We start from the raw sequence: 1,979 nt of genomic DNA, 5'->3' as shown, positions 1-1,979 counted from the left end.
CCGCCGCCTGGGCCGCCTTGCGGGCCGCGATGATCGCCGCACGGCGGGCCGCCGCGCGGATCGCCGCCTGGATGGCGATACGGGCCGCGATACCGATCAGCACCGGGAAGAACGTCCCGGACGGGTCGGAGAAGGTGGCCGGCGCGTTGTTGCTGTAGGCGTACGCGTTCAGCGTGGCCGGCTGGCTGTAGTCGACCATCGGGTCGACCTGGATGAACCGCCCGGTGACGGGGTCGTAGTCACGGGCGCCCAGCCGGGTCAGCCCCGTGTCCTTGTCGACCGTGCCGCCGACGAAGCCGCGCTCTCCGGGCCAGGCGGTGGGCTGCTGCCCGCGCGCCTCACCGAACGGCATCGACTTGCGCCGGGTGACGCCCATCGCCGGACCCACCATGTCCACGACCGTGTGGGACGTGCCGTGGTGGTCGGCCAGCATCATCTGACGGACGCCGCCGGTCGCGCGGACCGTCGTCGAGCCGTCGGGGTGCGGGTAGAAGCGTTCGGCCTTCGCGCTGGTGTTGGCCGCGTTGACCGTCAGCTCGGCCTCGCCGAGGTAGAGCGTGCGGCTGCCGTCCGCTCCGGTGCGGATGAGGCGTTCGCCGTCCGCGCCGTAGAGGTACGACGTGGCCTTCGTGCCCCCGCCCTCGACCGGCTCGGTCACCTTGTGCAGGTTGCCCTCGACGTCGTACTCGAGCGTCTGGTTGACGCCCTGGTGCTGACGTCCGGTGGTGTTGCCGGCCTTGTCGTAGGAGAAGGTGTTGAGGCGCTCGCCCTGCGGGCCGGTCGACTTGATCTCGGCCAGCGCGTTCGGGCCGCCCACGCCCTCCTTGCCGTACACGTACGAGCGGGTGACGTCCTTCGTGGTGTCGCCCGTCGGGTCGTGCTCCACGAGCTTCTTGCGGTTGCCCGCGTCGTCGTACTCGAACGACTGCCAGTACGCGTCCGGACCGCCGACCGTGTCCTTCGACGGAGCGGCCGTGCAGTCGTCCGTCGTCTTCGAGGTCCAGGCAGCGGTCATCTGCCGCAGCTGGTCGTAGACGAAGCACTGCGTGTCGGGCTTGCCCGCGTCGGACGCCGCGCTGCCGGGCACGTCGGTGATCTTGGTGACGTTGCCGGCCTCGTCGTACCCGTACCGCGTCTCGCTGATGCGGACCGGGCTGACCGAGCGGTCGAAGGTGGCCGTCTGGAGGCGGCGCGTGAACTCGTCGTAGATGTACGAGCCGTACACCTTCTTGCCCGCCGGGCCCGAGTCCGTGCGCAGGATCTCGCCGTACGCCGAGTACTCGACGTCCGCGAGGTACGTGGACGCGCCGCCGACGGAGATCGGCAGGTCGTCGGAGTTGTAGCGGAAGACGACCCGCTCGGTCACCAGACCGCCCAGGCCGGGAAGCTGGACCCAGGCGAGGTTTCCGGTCGGCGTGTAGTCGTACTCGTACTCGTACGTGCCGGCCAGACCCGTCTGTTCGGCCGGGATCACCGTCTTCGTCGACTTCACCCGGTAGGCGTCGTCGTACGCGGTGACCTCCTCCCGGTACTCCAGGCCGTTGTCGTAGCGGATCTGCGCCGTGGGCAGGCCCTTGCCGAGGGTGTCGTACGTCCACTCCACGCGCTTGGGGCCGGTTTCGCTGCCCTCGCGCAGGGTGGTCGGACGGCCGCCGTCGTCGTAGGTGGTGACCAGGGACCGCTTGAACGGGTCGATCGTCTCGACCACGTTGTCGGAGTTGTCGTACCGCATCTCGGTACGCCCGCCGTCGGGCTCGACGACCGCCGTCTGGCGGCCCCGCTTGTCGTACTCGAACGAGGTGACGGCGCCGCCCGGGGCGGTCACCTTCATCAGGTTGTCGAGGTCGTCGTACTCGTAGACGGTGTCCCGCCACTTCGTACGCTCGGCGTTGGTGTACTCGCGCAGCCGCTCCACGCGGCCCTCGGCGTCCTCGAAGGTCGCCGTGACGGTGTCGCCCTTCGGCGGGATCGTCGTGGAC

The 1,979-nt window shown here is 69.8% G+C and carries 1 protein-coding gene; it reads right to left on the bottom strand.

Annotation, left to right across the window (positions count from 1 at the left end; all coding sequences use genetic code 11):
• Window positions 1-1,979: RHS repeat-associated core domain-containing protein (locus ALMP_RS19240; protein ID WP_309299502.1), on the bottom strand; the 1,979-nt coding region annotated here is incomplete at both ends.

Source organism: Streptomyces sp. A012304 (genome assembly GCF_026008495.1).
GTDB lineage: Bacteria > Actinomycetota > Actinomycetes > Streptomycetales > Streptomycetaceae > Streptomyces.
The sequence above is the reverse complement of the archived record's forward strand: the minus strand, read 5'-3'. Positions and strand labels throughout refer to the sequence as shown.